The organism is Alsobacter sp. SYSU BS001988 (assembly GCF_054796215.1).
Genome location: NZ_JBTAMK010000001.1, coordinates 641,102 through 659,156 on the forward strand (window position 1 = coordinate 641,102; position 18,055 = coordinate 659,156).

The following is an 18,055-nucleotide window of genomic DNA, read 5'->3' on the forward strand; positions in this document are numbered from 1 at the left end:
CTCTCGGAATTCGGTATCGGCAACTAAGGCGTCCGCAAATGGAAGCGCATATTTCATCTCGTTCCGCCCGTATTCCATACCTCACCCTGGTTTAACGCTTCGGCAATTCTGGATCCGAATGGGCCTAATAATGACACTGGAGCTGTTTAAGGACCGCTTTCTGGGTGAGCTGTATCCTCAATTCTGTGCAAGTCCTCCGGCGGCAGATCTGTTAACGATGAATAGCTGTGCGATCTCCCAACCACTTGTGAACGCACCGGTGCGTCAGCGATAAGTCTGTCTGCCGGGGGAGTTTCATCATGCGTTCAATGCTTCACGTCTTGTGCTTTCAGACTGCTCTTGCCGCGCCCGCCCTATCGGCCGACATCAAGAGCCTGAAGCTGTCCGAAGGCCGAGCCCTCATCACTGTTTCCGGCGACATCGCCTACGGGGACGACCTAAAGTTCGTTGATTCGGCGCTGGGCGTGAAAGAGGGCATAATCGCCTTCAATAGCAGCGGGGGTAATCTTAATGCCGCGCTGGAGATTGGCAAGGCGATCCGCCTCAAGGGATTCGTTACCTATGTTCCACCCGGAAGCACGTGCGCGTCGGCTTGTGCCCTAGCGTGGCTGGGTGGCGGCTCAAAGCTTGCCAGCGGGCGGTCTCGAATCGGCTTTCATGCGGCCTACACCGAGCAGAATGGCGAGAAGACGCCCACTGGGATCGGCAATGCGCTGGTCGGGGCCTATTTGAGCCAGCTTGGCTATTCGCAATCGACTATCGTGTTCGTAACGGCGGCCTCGCCCGACAGCATCGAATGGCTAGGCTTCGATGCGGCCCAGAAGGTCGGGATTGAGGTCAAGAAATGGGAGATCGACGACAACGCCACTAAGCCGCAGGTCATGGGGTCGCCATCACCTCCCGCCAGCCCTGCCCCACAGGCTTCCGCGCCGCGAACTTGGACGAGCTACGGCGAGTGGATTCAGATCTACAGCCGCCCGACGTTGTCCGAGGCCCTCGTTCTCGCGCAAGCGTATGAGCCCACGTTCAAGAACACCGTCGTTTTCCAATACACGAACGGCTGGTATGCGGTCCTTATCGGGCCTTACCCGGTCGGCATAGGCAGCCAGCAGCGTGATTACCTGAAAGCCACCGGCAAGGTCCCTGGCGACAGTTTTATCACGCGCGGCGAGAGATTTGGCCAGCTTAGCTACGGGCGGATCACCCGCTGAGGCGCGAGAATGCGGCCGATCGTTGGGCATCTTCGATCCGAAGTAAGAACGACATGCCTGCCGTTGACGCGGAAGGCATGTGAATCTGGTCGAACGTCAACACGGCGTCAAAGTGAGAGGCGTGATCTGCTTGTCAGCCGAGCAGAGGAGCACGACGCGACGACCTGACGGGGGGTGGCTATTGTCGGCTTTCAGTCAGGACGTAAAAGACATCAGAGCCGGTCAAACTAACCCACAGTTTCGAGACTAAGGGCTGGCTCCGCCGAATTGCTTGTGGTGAGCTGCGCGAGAACTACGCAGCCTGCGCAAGACTTCCGGAAATCAGCAGCTGATAGATCCGCTTTGGATGCTAGTTGCAGAGCGGTCGCGATTTGCGGCTCTTCACCCAGAACGGCAAGAAAAATTGTGAGACCGTGCTGCTTTCGGCGGAGCCGTTTCACCAGATTCCGAAGACGTGCCTCATGTTGAGCGCCAACGCTTACTAAACACACCATCGCAGTTTTACTTAGGTCGAGTTGGGGAATGTTGGATGTTGTAAGCGCATCCATACCGGCCGACTGCGCAACAAGCCCGTGCTTGGTCAGCAGGTCAGCGAGAACAATGGAACCTGCTTCATCCACCGCAGTCTTCGCCGCCACGCACAACACAGGGCAGATCGAGGCCCAACGCCCAGTGAGATTCTCTCTGGACAGCATCGGAATATCGTCAACATGCGATTGGCTGGCAGTCACTTCGAGAGCCGCTACGGTCTCCACAGAGGGCTCTCCGAGGAACTCAACATCCGTCTGCAGATCACTAACGAGATCGAGGGTCGCAGATCGCACTACTTCGGCGCGCTTCGGGGTAAGCGACCCAACTGAGAGGTCGGCTTGCGCTAGACCTAATGCTTTCAGCACGATGCCATCGTAGTAGTCGGCATAACTGCGTTCCTTGAGGAATTCTTCTGCCTGCTCTACGGCCTCTGACGTATCGGCGGCTAGCAGCCGCTGATACAGCATCTCCCAGGGCTCTAGTGCCGGACGGTCTCCGAGGAGGACATCGATCAGCGACAGCCGCTCGATGTGCCGTCCGAGCACCACAAGGCAGACTGTGAGAGGCGTTGCTAATACCAGCCCAATTGGCCCCCAAAGCAGGGTCCAGAATGCGGCTGCGAGCACCACCGCGACTGGTGAAAGGCCGGTGCTTTGGCCTAGGAGCACGGGCTCCACTCCGTGCCCTACGATGGGCTCCACCACTAAAAACAGTAGGCCCGTCAGGATCAGCATGGTCCAACCTGGGTCAACCGCGGCTGCAAGAGCTAACGGAAACGCCGCTGAGATGACTGCTCCGATATAAGGAACGAAGCGCAAAGTCGCAGCTAGAATGCCCCACAGGGCGTAGCTAGGCACGCCGATTGCCCATAGTCCCAAGCCAATAATGATTCCAAACGCGCTATTGATCCCCAACTGAGCCAAGAAGAGTTTGCTGAGCCGAATTGCCGCGTCATCCAAGGCTGCAGTCGTTCGCTGGATATCATGAGATCCACCGAGCTTGATGAGCTTGTTTCTTAGGTCCTCGCGCTGGACCAGAATGAATATCACGAAAACCACGATCAACCCGGTCGTGGCGAGCGGATGGAGCAAGGGGGAGATCAGGCTTGATAGGCTCTCCAGGGGCCCCGGCGACGGCGTGCTGACTACGACCTGAATGGGCTTCCCCGCCGCGTCGGCGGCCGCTGTGGCGGGCGCAGCACCAACGGCGGGCCTTTCGAGTTCCTTTCCAAGGCTCTGCAACATGTCAGCTGCGCGCTCGAGAGTGCCGTCTCCTGCTGAGGCACCCCTTAGAGATTTCACCTTCGATCGGATAGTCGACTCGTAGCTCGGCAGTTCTGCCGCCAGCTGTGTTAGCTGGCGTCCCATCAGGGTGCCAACTACAAAGAGTGCCGCGAAAGCTATGGTCACAACTAGCAGGACGGCAAGTCCGCGCGGCGAGCCGAATCTTTGAAGGTGGCGGACCAATGGCGCCAGGACGAAGCTCAAAAGGAGCGCGAGCGACAAAGGCACGAACAGGTCGCGACCAAGAAACAGGCTCGCGACAATAACTACTGCGATGAAGGTGGCAGAAGCCGCCCCAACGAGCGACTGACTCTCGTTTTCCGCAATCAATGGCCGCCCGGCGTTCGTCATAGCTTCCCCCGCCCGCCGCACCGAATTCACGCCGATGGCGTGATCAATGATCAAGCCGAGATGTGAGACTTTATCCAAACCACGGGCAAATCAGCTGCGCAGCGAATGCTCATGCTGAGTGACCGGGCCTAGGCCTTTCCGAACACCTGTGGTCGGGCCAGCGTCGGGTGGGTCCTGGAGAGTCGGCAAAGATGCACTGACGAGATCTGCCTTCATCCGCAGGCGCATGTCATGCAGGATTTGAACAGTGGAAGGTAGTGCAACGCGCCTTCCAAACCGGGTTAACGTAAACACGTTTGGCCGCCTTCCTGCCTTTGATCGAGCGTTTCGGATCAGATCTCCTAAGTGCCCCACTACTTGTCCGGCCCCGGAGGGGGGATAGAGGGAAGCTTAAGAGCTTCCCTCCTTTGAGTATGCCTCTAGAAACCCATTCCACCCATGCCGCCCATACCTCCGCCACCGGGCATCGGGCTACCGGAGTCCTTGCTCGGCCGTTCAGCCACCATCGCTTCTGTGGTGACCAGAAGGCCCGCCACCGACGCGGCGTTCTGCAGAGCCGTGCGGACGACCTTGGCCGGATCGACGATGCCGGCCTCGAGCATGTCCACATACTTCTCGGTCTGAGCGTTGAAGCCGAAGGTCTCGGACGGGTTCTCACCGATCTTGCCGACCACGATGGAGCCCTCGACACCAGCGTTCTCGACGATCTGGCGCAGGGGAGCCTCGAGGGCCTTCATGACGATGTTGATGCCGGCCTGGACGTCCGCGTTGTCGGACTTCAGCTTGGAGACGGCGCCCTTGGCGCGCAGCAGCGCGGTGCCGCCGCCGGGAACGATGCCCTCTTCCACCGCAGCGCGGGTGGCGTTGAGCGCGTCGTCCACGCGGTCCTTCTTCTCCTTGACCTCGACCTCGGTCGCGCCGCCGACGCGGATGACCGCGACGCCGCCCGCGAGCTTGGCCAGACGCTCCTGGAGCTTCTCACGGTCGTAGTCCGAGGTGGTCTCCTCGATCTGCGCCTTGATCTGGTTGACGCGCGCCTCGATGTCGGAGCGCTCGCCGGCGCCGTCGACGATCGTGGTGTTCTCCTTCTCGATGCGGACCCGCTTGGCGCGACCCAGCATGTTGAGGGTGACGGACTCCAGCTTGATGCCGAGGTCCTCGGCGATCATCTGGCCGGCGGTGAGGATCGAGATGTCCTCCAGCATGGCCTTGCGGCGATCGCCGAAGCCCGGAGCCTTGACGGCCGCGACCTTGAGGCCGCCGCGCAGCTTGTTGACCACGAGGGTGGCGAGAGCCTCGCCCTCGATGTCCTCGGCGATGATCAGGAGCGGCTTGCCGGTCTGAACCACGGCCTCGAGGATCGGCAGCATCGCCTGGAGCGAGGACAGCTTCTTCTCGTGGATCAGGATGTAGGGGTCCTCGAGCTCGGCGACCATCTTCTCCGCGTTCGTGATGAAATACGGGGAGAGGTAGCCGCGGTCGAACTGCATGCCCTCGACGACGTCGAGCTCGGTCTCGGCCGTCTTGGCCTCCTCGACCGTAATGACGCCCTCGTTGCCGACCTTCTGCATGGCCTGGGCGATCATCTCGCCGATGGCGGTGTCGCCGTTGGCCGAGATGGTGCCGACCTGGGCGATTTCGGCCGAGGAGGCGACCTTGCGGGCGCGGTTCTTGATGTCCTCGAGGGCCGCCGTCGTGGCGAGATCGACGCCGCGCTTGAGGTCCATCGGGTTCATGCCGGCCGCGACGGCCTTGGCGCCTTCCTTCACGATGGCCTGGGCGAGAACCGTGGCGGTCGTGGTGCCGTCGCCCGCCACGTCGCTCGCCTTCGAGGCCACTTCGCGCACCATCTGAGCGCCCATGTTCTCGAACTTGTCCTCGAGCTCGATCTCCTTGGCGACGGTGACGCCGTCCTTGGTGATGCGCGGCGCCCCATAGGACTTCTCGATGACGACGTTGCGGCCCTTGGGACCGAGCGTCACCTTGACGGCGTTGGCGAGGATGTCCACGCCGCGCAGCATCTTCTCGCGGGCGTCGGAGGAAAAACGAACGTCTTTGGCGGCCATGATGTTGTGGTCCTAATCTAATTGAAACTGGGGATCCAAAAGCCGTTTAGGCGATCACGCCCATGATGTCGGATTCCTTCATGATCAAGATGTCTTTTCCATCGATCTTGACCTCGGTGCCTGACCACTTGCCGAATAGGACGCGGTCGCCAGCCTTGACCTCCAAGGCGACGAGCCTGCCGGCTTCATCGCGGGCGCCGGGACCGGCAGCAACGATCTCGCCCTCCTGGGGCTTCTCCTTGACGGTCTCAGGGATGATGATTCCGCCTTTGGTTTTCTCGTCTGCTTCGATGCGTCGGACAGCGACACGGTCGTGCAGGGGACGGAATTTCATGAGGGCCTCCTAGATCTGGATTGAGGCACTGGTCCGCGCCAAACTCGACCTTAGCACTCGCTCATGCAGAGTGCTAAACAAATCGGTGGCGCCGCATCTCGGCAAATTGAGGGGAAGTGATGCCGGATGGCTCTGAGGAACAGGATCAAAACGAATTCTTCGCCCGCCTGCCGCGCCTCAGTTCCACTGCCGAGACGTTTGATGCAAGTCTTCACCGGCCCGCTCCGGACGCCTGGTTCCTTGCCATCACCGACATACAGGGTTCAACGGCGGCAATTGCGCAAGGGAACCATCGGACGGTGAACTACATCGCCGCCGCCGCGATCGCGGCGTTGCGGAATATCTGTATCGACTGCGAGATCCCGGTGCTGTTCGCCGGCGACGGCTGCGCCGTGATGGTCCCGCCGAGCTACGCGCACCAAACCCGCCTAGCATTGGCGCGCTTGCGCAGGCTCGCGCGAGATGAATTTAAGCTGAACCTACGCGTCGGTTTAGCTCAGGTTTCCGAGCTTCGTGCCTCGGGCGCGGACGTTCTCGTGGGCCGGTATGAGCCAACACCTGGCAACTCTTTCGGTGTGTTTCTGGGCGGCGGCGTCGCGGCTCTCGAAGCCTCGCTGAAAGAGAGAGGGCCTTCCCCGCTCAAGGCTGTCTCGGTCATTCCAGAATCAATTGATGATGGAGCCTCACCTGATCTCACCGGACTGAGCTGCCAGTGGCAGGAGCTCAAGGCGCTTAACGGGCGCATGCTCACCTTGATCCTCAAAGGAGCGGACTTATCGCTCGCCTACTCAGCCGTTCAGCGCCTGGCTGGCGCAAGCAGCCCCCTGCCGGCCAAGCCGGCCAATCTCAGACCCCGCTGGCCAGCTTCCGGGGTTTGGATCGAAGCTCGTGCCACGCATGGCCGAGCACCGGCCAGTGTAGCGGCAGCGCGCTTATTCATGCGCGCGCTTGCGGCCTATGTTGTTCTGCGAACGAGTTGGCGTGTGAGGGGCTTCGAGAGGCAGCGCTACCTAGCTGAGATCGCCAGCAACACGGACTTCTGTAAATTCGACCGGCAACTGAGTCTTGTTATCGACTGCGATGGCGCAGCGGAGGCAGCCATTCGCGCCGAACTGGCACTGATCGCGGCGGGCGGGAATCTACAATACGGCGTTCATGTTTCACCCACGGCCCTGATGACGTGTTTTGTGACCTCGGCCGGCGACAGCCAACACGTTCACTTCATCGACGGCGGCGACGGTGGCTACACAAGGGCAGCTAAGCTGATTAGGAAAGACCGGCTTCAGTGAGGGCTCACTGCCCTGACCCCGGCAACTCGCCTTCCGCGGCTCCCACCCGCTTCCCTGGATCGTGCCAAGCAGGCCTCGCGCGAGCCTGCGGCGGCCTGTTCACGCACGGTAACTGGCTCAGCCTGCGCAGGATGGTCACCAGTTGCTGGCGTGGGCGGTTCCATGAGTGAACCCTTATGCAACGGGGCGCTGGCTAGCTCAGTTCAGCTCGACCTGAGCTCCAACGTGGCCCGGCAGTGCCGCCCATGCTCATTCTTATGATTTTTGAAGCGGGATCGTAGGCTAGCGCGGCGTTTTTCAATGGCTGCCGTGCACTGGTGACGAAGCCTTCGGAGGGCAACGCTCTATCCAGCTGAGCTACGGGTGCCTGCGGCGAAGCCGGCCGGGATTGTCTAGCCGATTGTGGGACGCGTCGCAAGGCGAGGGGGATCCACGGCGTCGCGGGCGTCCAGCCTGCATGGGAGGGCGACGGGCCGAGCCCGCCTTTTTTACAGATGGCCGGAGCTTGGGCCCCATTCGCGGCTCACGCCTTCAGCCCGGCTCGCGCGCAAAGCATCTGGACAAGCAACACACCGCCTGCAGAACTGAATAACTACCAAGAGGTCTCAAAGTATTTACGTTTTGATTGGACAGTGCCTTGGTGAACGAGGGTCGACATGAGAACAATCAAGGCCAGAATTGTCGCAATGCTTATGGTGGCTTCGGCCGGCGCCGTGATCGTCGGCGGCACGTCTTTGTGGACCTTGTGGCATGTGGCCACGGTGCAGGAGAGAAGCGGGCGCCAGGCGGATCTGTCTTTGGCGACCGAGCGGATCAACTCCGCCGTGACGGCCGTCGTCATGGACTCCCGCGGCATCTATCTCGCCAAGAGCCGCGACGAAGTCGAGAAATTCGCCAAGCCCAACGAGGAGCGCCTGCGGTCGCTCGGCCGGATGGCGGCCGAGCTCGGGACCAAGGTCGGCCCCGAAGACCGTGAGCGCTTCGCCAGGCTTCAGGCGGCCGTGGCCGAGTTCATCGGCTTTCGCACGGAGACGATCCGGCTCGCCCGCGAGGTCTCGATCGCCGCCGCCGACGCGCAGGGCAACAACGACCTGAACCGCAAGAACCGGCAGGCCCTCAACGACCTGCTGGTCAGCTACTCGGCCGACAACGAAAGGCTGGGCGAGGCGTTCTCGGCGGAGGCGCGGCGCGTGGTCAGCCTCGCCGAAACGACCCTTCCGGCGGCGCTGCTGGTCGTTCTGTGCGCCAGCTTCTTCGGCGCGCTGCGGTTGACGTCGCGCAGCGTCACGCGGCCGCTTCAGGACGCGACGGCGGCGATGGAGGTCCTCGCCCGGGGCGACGTGTCGGTCGCGATCCCGCATGTCGAGCGGCAGGACGAGATCGGAACCATGGCCCGGACCCTGGAGGTGTTCAGGGCCAATGCGGAGCAGATGAGGGCGCTGGAGGCGCAGGAGCGCCGCGCCGAGGCCGAGCGCGCGGCGAGAGCCGAATCCATGATGGCCGTGGTGCATGACGTGGGCGAGGTCGTGGCCGCGGCCGCGGCCGGCGATTTCAGCGCCAGGCTGGAGATCGAGAGCACGGACGACCAGATGCGCAAGCTGGTCGGCGGCATCAACGAAATCAACGCGGTCGTGCACCGCGCCACCACGGAATTCGCCGAGGCGCTCGGGCGCGTGGCGAAGGGCGACCTGACCCAGACGGTCGCGACCGCCTACAAGGGCCGCTTCGCGGACCTGAAGAACGCCATCAACGAGACCATCGGGACGCTGTCGGAGACCGTCGCCACGATCCAGACCACCGCGGTCGACGTCGCAAGCGCCTCCCGGGAGATCCAGTCCGGGGCCGACGATCTTTCCCGGCGGACCGAGGAGCAGGCGTCGTCGCTGGAGCAGACGGCCGCCACCACGGAGGAGCTCGCAGCCTCCGTGAAGGCCTCGGCGCAGGCGTCCCGCCACGCGCTCGAGACCGCCGAGGACGCCATGAGGGTCGCGGAAGGCGGCGGCCAGATCGTCAGCCAGGCCATCGACGCGATGGCCCGCATCGAACAGGCCTCGCAGAAGATCTCGGACATCACCTCGGTGATCGACGAGATCGCTTTCCAGACCAATCTCCTGGCGCTCAACGCGGCCGTGGAGGCGGCGCGGGCCGGAGAGGCCGGCAAGGGCTTCGCCGTGGTGGCGTCCGAAGTGCGGACCCTGGCCCAGCGCTCCAGCGAGGCCGCCAAGGACATCACGGGCCTCATCACCTCGTCCACCACGGAGGTGGCGCAGGGGGTGCGGCTCGTGCGTTCGGCGGGCGAGTCCCTCGACAGGATCGTGAGCGCGTCGCGCAAGGTGGCCAGCACGGTCGACGAGATCTCCAGCGCCGCCGCCGAGCAGGCCAACGGCATCGACGAGATGAGCCAGGCGGTCGCCCATATGGACGAGATGACCCAGCAGAACGCCGCCCTGGCCGAGCAGAGCGCGGCCTCCGCGGCCTCGCTCACGGGCCAGATCGAAAGGCTGAACGACGTCGCGGCGACGTTCCGCACGGGCCAGAGCGCGTCCGCGCCCGGCCGGCCGCAGGCCGGTTCGTCGGAGCCGGCCCGGCTGCGCGACCTCGCCGCCAACGCCTTCGCGGGCCGGCGCGCCGCGCGCGGATAGTCGCGACCCGCTCACGCGCGACGGTCAGCGGCGAGGCTTGCACTCGCGCGTGACCCCGTCATAGGAGCGGTAGGTCTGGGTGGCGGGGTCGTAGCTCTTGTAGCGCGTGCAGCCCGCCTGCCCGGCTCCGCCGGAGAGGAACGCAGGCCTGGTGCGGGCCGGAGCCACGCTGGCGACCTTGTCGCCCGCCTTGCGAGCCTCAGCCTTGGCAGCGTCGGCCGACGGGGACGGCGCGGCGGCCTCCCCCTGGTCCTGAGCCGGGGCGCGGGCGGCCCGCGCCGGCGCAGGCTGGGTCGAGGCGGAGTCGGCGCCCGGGGCGGGCAGCGGCGCAGAAAACTTCGGCGGCAAGGACGCGGCGAAATCCGCGGCCGACACGGCGGCGGGAGCGGGAGCTTGCGGCTGCGGGCGGGCTGCGTCCGCCGGCTTGGCGGGAGCGGCCGGCGAGGCCGCTTGAGGCGCGGGGCTCACCAGGGGCGACGGGCCGACCGGGACGGTGGTGACGCGGATCACGGGCCCGGGAGGGGGCGCGGCGGGCGCGAGCTTGTCGGAGGTCGGGGCGCGGACCACGGTCCCGGTCGCGGCGGAGACCGAGTCGCGGTTCGTCCCGAAGAGAGCCGCCGCTCCGGTGAACCCCGAACCGCCCTGCTGAAGCCGAAACAGCGCGAGGGCGGCCACCATCAAGACGCCGACGGCCGTGATCCGGACCAACAACCAGATGCGCATGTCCTCCCCTCGGGAACGCTGGACCGCGGGACGCTAGCACCATCTGTGGAAAAACGCACCCGTTGGCGTCTCCTCGGCTTGACGAGCGTGCGCTCCGGCGCAGGAGCGCACGCCCGGAGCGATTCAGTTGGTCGCGAAGCAGTACATCAGGCCCGCGCCGCCAGTGCTCTTCAGGTCGTCCTGGGTGCAGCCGCCTCCCGGCCCGCGCGACGGATGGGACGAGTTCCAGGACTTCGCCGCGGCGCTCTCGTCGAGCCCGGTGCGGTCCGCATGCCCCAGCATGGCCGAGCCTGCGGCGCCGCTCGTCCAGTTCTTGCAGGTCATGTCGGCGTCGCCCGTGAAGGCGCGTCCCTCCGGCGTCGAGCCGGTGAGGATGTCGTGCGTGTTGGGCTGGTCGCCGCGGCCGTTCACGACCGCGCCCTTCTCGGTCAGCGCCGTCTGCTTGGTCACGCCGTTGGCGGCGCTGTGGAGATCATCCACGGACTTGGCGATCACCTGCCCCTTGGCGTTGACCCAGGGACCCGCGCCGATGCGGTCGCGGGCGTTCACGGCGCCCGCGCCCTGGGTGCTGAGATAGGCGCGCCAGGTCTTCGAGCCGGCGCCGGCCGCCGCGGCGAGGGTCTGACAATGCTGGTCCGCGCCGGCCAGTCCGCCCAGGTCGCCGCCCTTGCCGATGCCGACGCTGGTGACGAAGAAGCTCATCGAGGCCGCGTTCTGCGCCTCCGCGCCGAACGGGGCCGCCACTACGGCCAGCGACGCCGCCGCGATCACTCTCCATGCCGTCATTCCGACCTCCTCCCTGTTGACCCGGTGGCTGAGCCACTCGTGAGCCGCGCAGCCCGGCGAGGGCTACGCGCGGCGATTGCACGGCCACGGTAACGCTCTCAGGCTCCCGTCGCCCACGCACGAAAGCGTGATGGGCGCGAGCGGCCCGTCGGCAGCCGCGCCAGCGCGGGCCTTCAGGGATGGAGATGCATGCGTCGGCGCCCGGGAGAGACGGCGCCGAGGCGGGGTCAGAACTCGTCCCAACCGGACCCGGCGGCCGGCTCCACGCTCCGACCCGCCTGGGCGCGGGCCGCGCGGGCGGGCGCGGGTCTCGCCTGTTCGGCCCGGGTCCGCTCGATGCGGGCGGGCGCAGCGGTGACGGCGGTGGGGGCGGCGTCCTTCTTGGCGCGCGAGATGCGCGAGAACGCGTCCTGCGCCAGTTTCCTCAACCGGGCCGGCTCGGTCGCCGCAGGCTCGTCGCGGCGCGGAGCCTCGGCGCGAGGAGCGGCCTGCCTCTGGGGCCGCGGCTCGGCGGACCGCGCCTGGGCGGCGCTGTTGCGGGTCCTGAACGCGGCGACCAGTTCGTTCAGCCGGTGGATCTGGTCGGAGAGCGAGGCCGCGGAGGCGGCGCTCTCCTCGGCCAGCGCGGCGTTTTGCTGCGTCATGTCGTCCATGTGGGCGACCGCCTGGCTCATCTCGTCGATGCCGTTGGCCTGTTCGCCCGCCGCGGACGAGATCTCGTCCACGGTCGAGGCGACCCGCTGGGACGCCTCCACGATGCGGCCGAGCGCGTCGCCCGCGGACCGCACCAGCTTGACGCCCTCGGCCACTTCGGCGTCGGACGAGTTGATCAGGCCGGTGATGTCCTTGGCGGCGTCGCTGGAGCGCTGCGCCAGGGTGCGAACCTCGCTGGCCACCACGGCGAAGCCCTTTCCGGCCTCGCCAGCGCGGGCGGCCTCGACGGCCGCGTTGAGGGCCAGGAGATTGGTCTGGAACGCGATGTCGTCGATCACGGTGGTGATGTCGGAGATGCGCCGGCTCGCCTGCTCGATGCGCGCCATGGCGTCGACCGCGCGGGTGACGATCTCTCCGCCGTCCGCGGCGACCTTGGCGGCGTCCTGGGAGAGGCGGACGGCCTGGGCGGACGCCTGGGCGGAGGACTTCACCGAGGCGGCGAGCTCCTCGGTGGTGGCTGCCGTCTGCTCCAGCGAGGAGGCCTGCTCCTCGGTGCGGCGCGACAGGTCGTCGGCTCCCGAATTGATCTGGCGCGCCGCGCTGGCGACGTCGATCGAGGTGGTCTGGATCGTCTCGACGGTGTCCGACAGGCGCTCGACGGTGTCGTTCAGCGCGCTGGCGAGTTCGCCGAAGCGCCCCTGGAAGCTGGTGCTGACGGTCCGGGTGAGGTCGCCATGGGCGAGAGCCGCCAGCGCCGAGCCGAGTTCAGTGGTGGCCTGGTCGACCACTTCGTTGATGGCGTTGATGCCGTCCACGAGCTTGCGGATGTCGGGATCCGCGTGTGCCGCCACGGCCCGGGCCGAGAAGTCGCCCGCGACGGCGGCGTCGACCACGTCCGCGACTTCGCGCACGACCTCGGCCATCGCGCGGGCGCGCTCCTGCGTCTGGCGGTCGGATTCGGCCTTGCCGCTCTCCAGGAGCGCCCGTTCGGCGAGCGTCTTGGCCAGCACGTCGTAGGACCGCGCCATCGAGCCGATCTCGTCGCCGCGATGCGAAAAGCCCAGCGTCGCGGCGCGCCCCGCCGCGAGGTCCTGGAGCGCCGTCGACATGGCCAGCACCGGACGGGCGACGGCCGCGCCGATCAGGGTGGTCGCCAGCAGGCCGGCCAGCGCGCCGCCGACCAGGACGACGACCAGCAGCAGGATCTCGCGATCGACGTCTCCGCTGAGGTCGGCCATGCGGCTCGCCTGCCGGCTGCGCGCGTCCGCCGCCAGGGCGCTCGTGATGGCCGAGACCCCCTGGAAGGTGCGATCGGCGTTCATCATGAACATCAGCGAGGAGCCGGCGTCGCTGTCGGCCATGTCGATGACGCTCAGCGCCTGCTTGGCGTAGGTCTTGACGCCGGCCTCCAGCTTGACGAGCGCGTCGGCCTGGGCCGGCACGTCTGCGAATTCGGCCCGCAGCGCGGTCAGCCGCCCGGCGATGGCGGCCACTTCGCCCTGCAGGGCGCCGCCGATGGCCTTGATCTTGGCGGCGTCGCTCTCGTTCGCGGCCGTCGCCGTCAGCCTATAGAGCTTGGCGTGGGCGGCCCAGAGCGCCGTGTCGAGCTCCCCGGCCGCGTCGACCTCGGCGATGGGCCCGCTCGTGAGCGATTGGAACGACAGGCGGTTCGACTGCAGCGACCAGAGCGCGAAGGCGCCGACCGCCAGCAGCACCGCGACGAGGCACAATGGTGCGGTCAGCACTTTCCAGCGCAGCTTCAGGTCTTCGAACCGCAGCGTCATGGCAGTGTCCAGTCTTGGGCGTGAGAAGAAGCGCCAATACGCCGGACGGCCCGGAAGGGCCGTTCGGCGTCCGGGCGGGCGATGTCAGAGCTTGTAGACGCCCCCGCACACGGCGGTCTCGTCCAACTTCTCGCAATACATCTGCTTGGGCTCGATCTTCTTCGTGACAGGATTCACGAATTTGTATTCCTGCCAGAACTTGCCCTTCGACTTGGCCCAGTCGACACGTTCCTTGACGTAGTACTTTCCGTCGACGTCCTGCGCGTCCAGCAGGTCCTTGCCGACGAGCTTCTCATTGGCGCCATGCGCCAGGACTTTGCCGTCCATGCCATAGACGACCACGTAGAGGTCGCGATCGACGAAGTCCGGGTTCTTCTTGGTGAAGGCGTCATAGGCCTTGGCCGGGCCCTGCGACTTCACGAAGGCGACGGCCTTGACGACCATCGCCTGAGCCTCGTCCTTGGTCGCCCATTCGCCAGCCGAGGCGGCGCCCGTCAGGAAAGCGACGCCCAGGGCGGCCGTCGCGAGCGTCTTGCAAGTAGGGGTCATGTTTCCTCCGCATATTCAATCGCACGAATACGCTGAGTAGACAGGACGAGCATTAACAAGTGCTAAAACATCGACCCATCCGGCCCAAGCAGAACCGCCCCCTCTTGGGTCACGGAGCCTGACTATGCGCTCCAGGGCGGCTCGGAGAGCTTGACGACCAGCTTGCCGAAGTTGCGCCCCTTGAGCAGGCCCATGAACGCCTCGGGCGCGTTCTCCAGTCCGTCGACGACGTCCTCGCGATAGCGCACGCGGCCGTCTGCGACCCAGGCCGACATGTCGCGGTGGAAGTCGCGCGCCTGGTCGGCGAAGTCGCTGACGATGAAGCCGCGCAACGTCAGGCGCTTGGTCAGGATCGCCCGCATCAGCCCCGGAAGTCGGTCCGGGCCAGGAGGGACCTGCGTGTCGTTGTAGTTCGCCACCAGCCCGCAGACCGGGATGCGGGCGAAATCGTTCAGCAGCGGGAACACCGCGTTCCAGACCTCGCCGCCGACATTCTCGAAATAGATGTCGATCCCCGACGGGCAGGCGGCCGCGAGCCGGTCCTTGAAGTCGGGAGCGCGGTGGTCGACGGCGGCGTCGAATCCGAACTCCTCCGTCAGCGCGCGGACCTTGTCCGGCCCGCCCGCGACGCCCACCGCCCTGCAGCCCTTCAGGCGCGCGATTTGGCCCACCGCCGAGCCGACCGGGCCGGTCGCGGCGGCGACCACGACGGTCTCGCCCTCCTTGGGCTGGCCTATCGTGAGGAGGCCCGTATAGGCCGTCATCCCCGGCATTCCGAGCACGCCCAACGCCGTGCTGGGCGGCGCGCGGCCGGGATCGAGCTTGCGCAGCGTGGAGGCCTTCGCGACCGAATAGTCCTGCCAGCCCGGATAGGCCAGCACGCAGGACCCGACCGGCAGGCCGGGGTCGTCGGAGGCGACCACCTCGCAGACGCCGCCGGCGCCCATCACCTCGCCGATCTCGACCGGCTTGGCGTAGCTTTTTCCGGCGCTCATGCGCCCGCGCATGTAGGGGTCGAGCGAGAGATAAATGGTGCGGAGCAGCGCCTCGCCCGGGCCGGGGGTCGGAACCGGCCCCGTCCTGAGCGCGAAGTCCGAGGGCTTCGGCTCGCCTTCGGGGCGCGCGGCGAGCGTGATCTGACGGTTGCTGGCCTGGTCGGTCATTCGGGCCTCCCTGTTCGGTTCAGTCTAGCATCGCGTCGCCCGCTCCGACCCACGCAAAAAAGGCCCCCGCGGTCGACGGGGGCCCTTCGAAGTCGGGTGGGAATCGACGCCCGGTCAGGCGGTGCGGCCGGTCTTGCGGCTCGATCCGCCGCTCGCCAGGTTCGCGCCGCTGGACCCGGTCGAACTCGCCCCGGTCGCGTCCGCGCCCGTGCCGGTGGCGGAGGCCGAGCCGCCCGTCGCGGCCGAGCCGGAGGTCATGGAGCCGCCGCTTCCGGCGTTCGCGCTGTAGATGCTGGCGTTGTCGGACGGGTTCGAGCCATAGCCCGAGCCGCCGGCATGCTGCCCGGACTCCTGGCGCTTCACCCGGATGTTGTTCTGCACGTGGGTGACGCCCGAGACGCTCTCGGCGATGTCCTCGGCGTGGCGCTTGGCGAAGCGCTCGTTGACGTTGCCGCTGAGGGTCACCTCGCCGTTCTGGACCACGACCTCGATGTCGCTGGCGTCGATGTGGGGATCGTCGGTCAGGCGGTCGTTGACGTCCTCGCGGATGCGGTCGTCGGACCGGCTGTAGCCGCGCGGGCCGCGGCCGCGGTGGTGGCTCTGCTCCTGCGCCGCGTCCTGGCGACGCCGGCGCTCGGCCTCGTCATCGCCGAACCAGGATGCGACCTCGTCGCTGGCCCTGTCGAAGAAGCCGCGCTCGTTGCGATCGCGGTCGGAGTACCGGTCCGACCGGCCTTCATAGCCGCGGCCGCCCGAGGACGACTCCCAGGACGACGAGCCCCAGTCGGAGCCTTGCTCGCGTCCGCCATAGCCGCCGCCGCGGTAGCCGCGGTCACGATCGCCATAGCCGGAGCGGCCATATCCGCCGCCGAAGCCGTACCGGTCCTCGCCGCCGGCCGAATAGGACGAGGCGCCGCGGGTCGGCCCGTATTCGGGCGCGACGGGACCTTCGTTGCGCGAGCCGCCATGCCAGCCGCGGTCCCGCTCGCGGTCGGCGCCGCGCGAGCCGCCCCAGTCGTCGCCACGTCCGGTCTCGTCGCGGCCCCAGTCGCCGGCGCGCTCCCAGGTCTGGTTGCGGCCTCCCTGGCCGTAGCGCTGGTTGCGGTCGCGGTCCGCGCCGCCCGATCCGCCGCCGAAGGGCGATCCTGAGCCTGACATGCGGTTGCGGTCCGAGCCGTAGCGGTCCTCGGTCCAGCGCTTGCGGTCCGGGTCACGGAAACGATCTTCATAAGCCATGGGGATCCTCCTCTCCTGACGTGCAGGAATCATGGGGCTGTGGACAGCCTGTTGGGGAAGAGCCCTGTCAATGCCCCGGACACGGGGAAGTTCCGGCCGGGAAGCCTCCGGGCCGGGCCGGGGCCGCACCGCCGCTACGGCTTAAGCCGGAAGCCCCGCACGAAGTCCACCAGCACCGCGATCGCCGCCTCGGCGTCGGCCTGCGTCATGGACTCCGCGGGATTGTGGCTGATCCCGCCCTTGCAGCGGACGAACAGCATGCCGGTGGGGCAGAGCTCCGCCATCGCCATCGCGTCATGGCCGGCCCCGGAGGGCAGCTCCAGCAGCGGGATCTGCCGTCCCCGGACCGCGGCCGCGAGGCCCGCCCGGATCTCCGGATCGCATGGGGATGCGGGCGCGTCGTAGAACGGCTCGACCGTGAGCTCGACCCGGCGGCGCGCCGCGATGGCCCGGCACTCCTGCTCGATCGCCGCCACGAGCCGCGTCCTGACGCCGTCGTCCGGGCTGCGGGCGTCGAGCGTGAACAGGACACGGCCGGGAATGACGTTGACGGCCCCGGGCTCCACGGCGAAGCGCCCCACCGTCGCCACCGTGTCGGCCTGGGCCGCGCCGAGCCGCTCGACGGCGACCGCCATCTCGGCCGCCGCCGCCAGGGCGTCGCGCCGCAGCGCCATCGGGACCGTGCCGGCGTGACCGGCCTCGCCCGCCACCGTCAGCCTGCGGCGGCTCGCGCCGTTGATGGCGGTGACGACGCCGACCGGCAGGTCGCGGGCTTCCAGAACGGGCCCCTGCTCGATGTGCAGCTCGACATAGGCGAGCACGCTGTCGGGCGCGCGCGCCAGGCCGGCGATCCCGCCAGGATCGCCGCCGAAGTCGACAAGCGCCCGCCGGAGGCTGACGCCGTTTTCGTCTTCGCCGTCCAGGGTGGCGACATCGAAGCGGCCGGCCAGCGCGCGGGACGAGGACAGGTTGCTGGGGAAGCGGACATTCTCCTCGTCGCCGAAGGCCAGCGCCTCGACTGCGAAAGGCAACCGCTCGCCCGCGCGGCTGAGCTCCTCGATCACCGCGATGGCGGCGATGACGCCGAACGTCCCGTCATAGGCTCCGGCGTCCTTCACGGTGTCGATATGCGAGCCGATCAGGAGAGCCGGCAGGCCGGGCCGGTCGCCCTCGTAGCGGCCCGTCACGGTCCCGAGCGCGTCGATCCCGACCGAGTCGCACCCCGCCTGGCGCATCATGGCGGCGACGGCGTCGGCCGCCGCCCGGTGCGACGGCGAGAGGTAGAGCCGGTGGATCTGCCCCGGGACATCCGTGAAGGCGCGGAGCTCCTCGAGGCGCTGCATCGCGACCGCGCCGAAGCTGGCGGGCGCGAGGCGAATGGACGGGACGGTGCTGGTCATCCCCGAGGCTAAGCAGAAACGTCGCCGCGCGGCAACGGCGCGGAACGGCCGGC

At 66.9% G+C, this 18,055-nt stretch carries 13 protein-coding genes; 3 read left to right on the forward strand and 10 right to left on the reverse strand.

Going from position 1 to position 18,055, the window contains the following annotated elements; translation table 11 throughout:
• Nucleotides 1-299: 299 nt before the first annotated feature.
• Nucleotides 300-1,211, forward strand: a complete 912-nt coding sequence (locus ACYVO7_RS02765) for a COG3904 family protein (RefSeq protein ID WP_460448306.1) — start codon at nucleotides 300-302, stop codon at nucleotides 1,209-1,211.
• A gap of 227 nt (nucleotides 1,212-1,438) precedes the next feature.
• Here ACYVO7_RS02765 and ACYVO7_RS02770 read toward each other — a convergent pair whose 3' ends face one another.
• The 3 genes from ACYVO7_RS02770 to ACYVO7_RS02780 all read right to left on the reverse strand — a co-directional run bounded on the left by ACYVO7_RS02770 (nucleotide 1,439) and on the right by ACYVO7_RS02780 (nucleotide 5,776).
• Nucleotides 1,439-3,430, reverse strand: coding sequence for an AI-2E family transporter (locus tag ACYVO7_RS02770; protein ID WP_460448307.1), 1,992 nt, complete (start codon nucleotides 3,428-3,430; stop codon nucleotides 1,439-1,441).
• Between the two features lie 365 nt (nucleotides 3,431-3,795).
• Entirely contained in the window at nucleotides 3,796-5,442 is a 1,647-nt protein-coding gene (groL, locus tag ACYVO7_RS02775; RefSeq protein ID WP_460448308.1) for a chaperonin GroEL, read from the reverse strand.
• Nucleotides 5,443-5,488: 46 nt separating this feature from the next.
• Nucleotides 5,489-5,776 carry a co-chaperone GroES gene (locus ACYVO7_RS02780; protein WP_460448309.1) on the reverse strand — a complete coding sequence of 96 codons (288 nt, stop codon included), beginning with the start codon at nucleotides 5,774-5,776 and terminating at the stop codon, nucleotides 5,489-5,491.
• A 119-nt stretch (nucleotides 5,777-5,895) separates the two neighbouring features.
• On the opposite strand from ACYVO7_RS02780, the gene ACYVO7_RS02785 reads away from it, so the two are divergent.
• Together ACYVO7_RS02785 and ACYVO7_RS02790 are read left to right on the forward strand one after the other, a co-directional pair.
• A complete protein-coding gene (locus ACYVO7_RS02785; RefSeq protein ID WP_460448310.1) occupies nucleotides 5,896-7,065 on the forward strand; it encodes a DUF3095 family protein in 1,170 nt (389 codons plus the stop codon).
• Nucleotides 7,066-7,751: 686 nt separating this feature from the next.
• On the forward strand, nucleotides 7,752-9,707 hold the full coding sequence (locus ACYVO7_RS02790; protein ID WP_460448311.1) for a methyl-accepting chemotaxis protein: 1,956 nt from the start codon (nucleotides 7,752-7,754) through the stop codon (nucleotides 9,705-9,707).
• Between the two features lie 24 nt (nucleotides 9,708-9,731).
• Here ACYVO7_RS02790 and ACYVO7_RS02795 read toward each other — a convergent pair whose 3' ends face one another.
• From ACYVO7_RS02795 to ACYVO7_RS02825, 7 genes are all read right to left on the reverse strand, one after another.
• Nucleotides 9,732-10,430 carry a BA14K family protein gene (locus ACYVO7_RS02795; protein WP_460448312.1) on the reverse strand — a complete coding sequence of 233 codons (699 nt, stop codon included), beginning with the start codon at nucleotides 10,428-10,430 and terminating at the stop codon, nucleotides 9,732-9,734.
• A gap of 123 nt (nucleotides 10,431-10,553) precedes the next feature.
• The gene (locus ACYVO7_RS02800) at nucleotides 10,554-11,216 is read right to left on the reverse strand and encodes a lectin (RefSeq protein ID WP_460448313.1); all 663 of its coding nucleotides are present in this window, start codon (nucleotides 11,214-11,216) and stop codon (nucleotides 10,554-10,556) included.
• A gap of 227 nt (nucleotides 11,217-11,443) precedes the next feature.
• Entirely contained in the window at nucleotides 11,444-13,654 is a 2,211-nt protein-coding gene (locus ACYVO7_RS02805) for a methyl-accepting chemotaxis protein (protein ID WP_460448314.1), read from the reverse strand.
• Nucleotides 13,655-13,738: 84 nt separating this feature from the next.
• On the reverse strand, nucleotides 13,739-14,203 hold the full coding sequence (locus ACYVO7_RS02810; protein ID WP_460448315.1) for a cache domain-containing protein: 465 nt from the start codon (nucleotides 14,201-14,203) through the stop codon (nucleotides 13,739-13,741).
• A gap of 122 nt (nucleotides 14,204-14,325) precedes the next feature.
• Nucleotides 14,326-15,366 (reverse strand): NADP-dependent oxidoreductase, encoded by a 1,041-nt coding sequence (locus ACYVO7_RS02815; RefSeq protein ID WP_460448316.1) that lies wholly within the window; start codon nucleotides 15,364-15,366, stop codon nucleotides 14,326-14,328.
• A gap of 114 nt (nucleotides 15,367-15,480) precedes the next feature.
• Entirely contained in the window at nucleotides 15,481-16,602 is a 1,122-nt protein-coding gene (locus ACYVO7_RS02820) for a BON domain-containing protein (RefSeq protein ID WP_460448317.1), read from the reverse strand.
• A 134-nt stretch (nucleotides 16,603-16,736) separates the two neighbouring features.
• Entirely contained in the window at nucleotides 16,737-18,002 is a 1,266-nt protein-coding gene (locus tag ACYVO7_RS02825; RefSeq protein ID WP_460448318.1) for an allantoate amidohydrolase, read from the reverse strand.
• Nucleotides 18,003-18,055 lie beyond the last annotated feature (53 nt).

Excerpts from the sequence above, each read along its gene's own strand:
- ACYVO7_RS02790 (WP_460448311.1), top strand. The coding sequence starts at position 7,752 with ATGCTTATGGTGGCTTCGGCCGGCGCCGTGATCGTCGGCGGCACGTCT.
- ACYVO7_RS02765 (WP_460448306.1), top strand. The coding sequence starts at position 300 with ATGCGTTCAATGCTTCACGTCTTGTGCTTTCAGACTGCTCTTGCCGCG.
- ACYVO7_RS02815 (WP_460448316.1), bottom strand. The coding sequence starts at position 15,366 with ATGACCGACCAGGCCAGCAACCGTCAGATCACGCTCGCCGCGCGCCCC.
- ACYVO7_RS02825 (WP_460448318.1), bottom strand. The coding sequence starts at position 18,002 with ATGACCAGCACCGTCCCGTCCATTCGCCTCGCGCCCGCCAGCTTCGGC.
- ACYVO7_RS02810 (WP_460448315.1), bottom strand. The coding sequence starts at position 14,203 with ATGACCCCTACTTGCAAGACGCTCGCGACGGCCGCCCTGGGCGTCGCT.
- ACYVO7_RS02805 (WP_460448314.1), bottom strand. The coding sequence starts at position 13,654 with ATGACGCTGCGGTTCGAAGACCTGAAGCTGCGCTGGAAAGTGCTGACC.
- ACYVO7_RS02800 (WP_460448313.1), bottom strand. The coding sequence starts at position 11,216 with ATGACGGCATGGAGAGTGATCGCGGCGGCGTCGCTGGCCGTAGTGGCG.
- ACYVO7_RS02795 (WP_460448312.1), bottom strand. The coding sequence starts at position 10,430 with ATGCGCATCTGGTTGTTGGTCCGGATCACGGCCGTCGGCGTCTTGATG.
- ACYVO7_RS02820 (WP_460448317.1), bottom strand. The coding sequence starts at position 16,602 with ATGGCTTATGAAGATCGTTTCCGTGACCCGGACCGCAAGCGCTGGACC.
- ACYVO7_RS02785 (WP_460448310.1), top strand. The coding sequence starts at position 5,896 with ATGCCGGATGGCTCTGAGGAACAGGATCAAAACGAATTCTTCGCCCGC.
- groL (WP_460448308.1), bottom strand. The coding sequence starts at position 5,442 with ATGGCCGCCAAAGACGTTCGTTTTTCCTCCGACGCCCGCGAGAAGATG.
- ACYVO7_RS02780 (WP_460448309.1), bottom strand. The coding sequence starts at position 5,776 with ATGAAATTCCGTCCCCTGCACGACCGTGTCGCTGTCCGACGCATCGAA.